At 27.1% G+C, this 2,010-nt stretch carries 3 protein-coding genes and 1 pseudogene; 3 read left to right on the forward strand and 1 reads right to left on the reverse strand.

Annotated features, from left to right (window positions below):
* Positions 1–276 precede the first annotated feature (276 nt).
* The 3 genes from AJ886_RS10105 to AJ886_RS10115 all read left to right on the forward strand — a co-directional run bounded on the left by AJ886_RS10105 (position 277) and on the right by AJ886_RS10115 (position 1,349).
* A complete protein-coding gene (locus AJ886_RS10105) occupies positions 277–570 on the forward strand; it encodes a hypothetical protein (protein WP_070287643.1) in 294 nt (97 codons plus the stop codon).
* Positions 554–823, forward strand: a complete 270-nt coding sequence (locus AJ886_RS10110; RefSeq protein ID WP_070287644.1) for a type II toxin-antitoxin system YafQ family toxin — start codon at positions 554–556, stop codon at positions 821–823. Before AJ886_RS10105 ends, AJ886_RS10110 begins: the two co-directional genes overlap by 17 nt.
* A 271-nt stretch (positions 824–1,094) precedes the next feature.
* Complete coding sequence (locus AJ886_RS10115; protein WP_044780703.1) at positions 1,095–1,349, forward strand: hypothetical protein; 255 nt, start codon at positions 1,095–1,097, stop codon at positions 1,347–1,349.
* A 29-nt stretch (positions 1,350–1,378) separates the two neighbouring features.
* On the opposite strand, the pseudogene AJ886_RS10120 reads toward AJ886_RS10115, so the two are convergent.
* A pseudogene (locus tag AJ886_RS10120) lies at positions 1,379–2,010 on the reverse strand (conjugal transfer protein TraG); the annotation flags it as partial.

A 2,010-nucleotide genomic window follows, 5' to 3' on the forward strand; every position in this document is an offset into this window, starting at 1 on the left:
GTAGCTATGATTAGAGAAATAATCGAATTTACGATTCTCTTTTTGGAGACAGTAAATAAGATATTTGATTAAATAAAGAATTTATTTTATATATTATCCTCTTTTATAGCATTTTTATAAATTTTTTTCTATTCTTTTTAAGTTTTCTCAAAAAAGAATAGAAACTTAAAATTATGGAAAAATAGGAATTTGCTTGTTTAAGTTTTCTTAAACCTTGAAAAGATTTTTTAAAGTAAAAAAAAGTTATAATTTGTTTATATAAAGTAAGGAGTAAAAATGTTTGATTATTCTAAATATGAAAATGCTAGCGAAAAACAATTAATACACGCTTTGACTTTAGCAGAAAAAAGAGCAGAGAAACTAAACTCACAATTAAAAGAGAATAACGAATTTTTTAAATTTTTACAAAAAAAGTTAAAAAATTCTTTTAGCACCAAAAGAGTTAAAAAAGAAGAACAAAGAAGACCCGAACTAGACGAAGCCATAAGAGAGTATGAAAATGGCGAATATCAAACTTATAGTAGCGTTGAAGAAATGATGAAAGATTTAAGAAATGAAGTATCAAATTAAGTTAGCAAATCGTGTTAAAAAACGATTTGAAAAATTGAATACAAAAGAACAAGATATTTTTGAATATGTAGTCAATAAACTTGCCAATGATGAAATCTTAGAACCAAAATACAAAGACCACGCACTAAAAGGAAATTATATCGGTTTTAGAGAATGCCACATTAAGCCTGATTTATTGTTAGTCTATCGCAAAAAAGATGATATTTTAGAATTATATTTGGCTAGCTTAGGAAATCATAATAATATTTTCTAATGGGATAAAAGATGCAGGAAAAAGAAGAGAAGTATAACCAGTTATATAAAACCCAAGATAAAATTCTTGATCTAGTTGCAAAAGAAAATTTAGATTTTTACCTTACAAAATTTTCACAAAACTATTGATGAAAATTTTAGGTAAATAAAAAAAGAACCCCATTTGAACCCCTAAAAATAGGCATTTTATAGCATAAATACTTGCAAAAATTATTAAAAAATGGTATAATTTTATTAAAAATATGAATAAGTTATAATTGAAAGGAATAAAGATGGATAAAGCGCACTTAATTATTTATTTAGCAGTACTTGCATCTATTGTTAGTGTTTTAATAACTTGTTGTCTTTTGTATTTAATCAGAGATAGGTTAAGCAAATTGTTTTCTAAAAATACATTATTGAAAATCAAGAAGTTTTTAAAAGAGAATGTTAAATCTATTGACGAACCATCAAGTTCGCCAGCAGATTATATTATTGATCCAACATATAGATATATGCCAGAAAATATATACCATAATAGGTATTAAGCCTAGTTAAAACTAGACTCAGTGCATTATTATTTATAAGTATCATTGATTTTTTCATTTCTTTCTTTGATAGCAGTTCCTGCTTTTTTCTCAGCTGCACCTGCTGCTTTTTCTACATCAAATGCTAATCCTTCTGATTCAACTTTAGCAGGAGCATTTCTTGTTTTCAAGAAACCTTGATATCTTGAATTTAAATCATCTATGGCTTTATTGTGATCAGTCATAGTGCCTTTTGGATCATAATAATTATGTTTTGTTTGCTCGTGTAATCCATTTGAATTGACATTAGAGTTTACTCCTGCATAGTGTGATAATCCTTGCATATCTCCTCTTGCAGCCATATTTTCAACAGCATTCACAGCAGAAGCCACATTTTCTTTATTAACTACACCACCATAATTTTCATTGATATAGCCTTGAACGATAGATGAGCCACCATCATAACCCACTGAATTATTAAGCGTTTTAGCTTCATTATAGCTATCCATAGAACTTTTAATACTAGCAGAATTTGTAACATTTCCTGTTTTAAGAAGGTTATTAAATGAAGCACTTGCATCTCTATTTTTACCAATTTCATTAGAAATACTTTCGTTAAAGGTTTTATTAAAGGTTTCTTTTTGATCTTTGCTTAGTTTTTGATACCAATCTTCAGATTCTA

This window comes from Campylobacter sp. BCW_6465, from assembly GCF_001762815.1.
Taxonomy (GTDB): Bacteria; Campylobacterota; Campylobacteria; order Campylobacterales; family Campylobacteraceae; genus Campylobacter_D; species Campylobacter_D jejuni.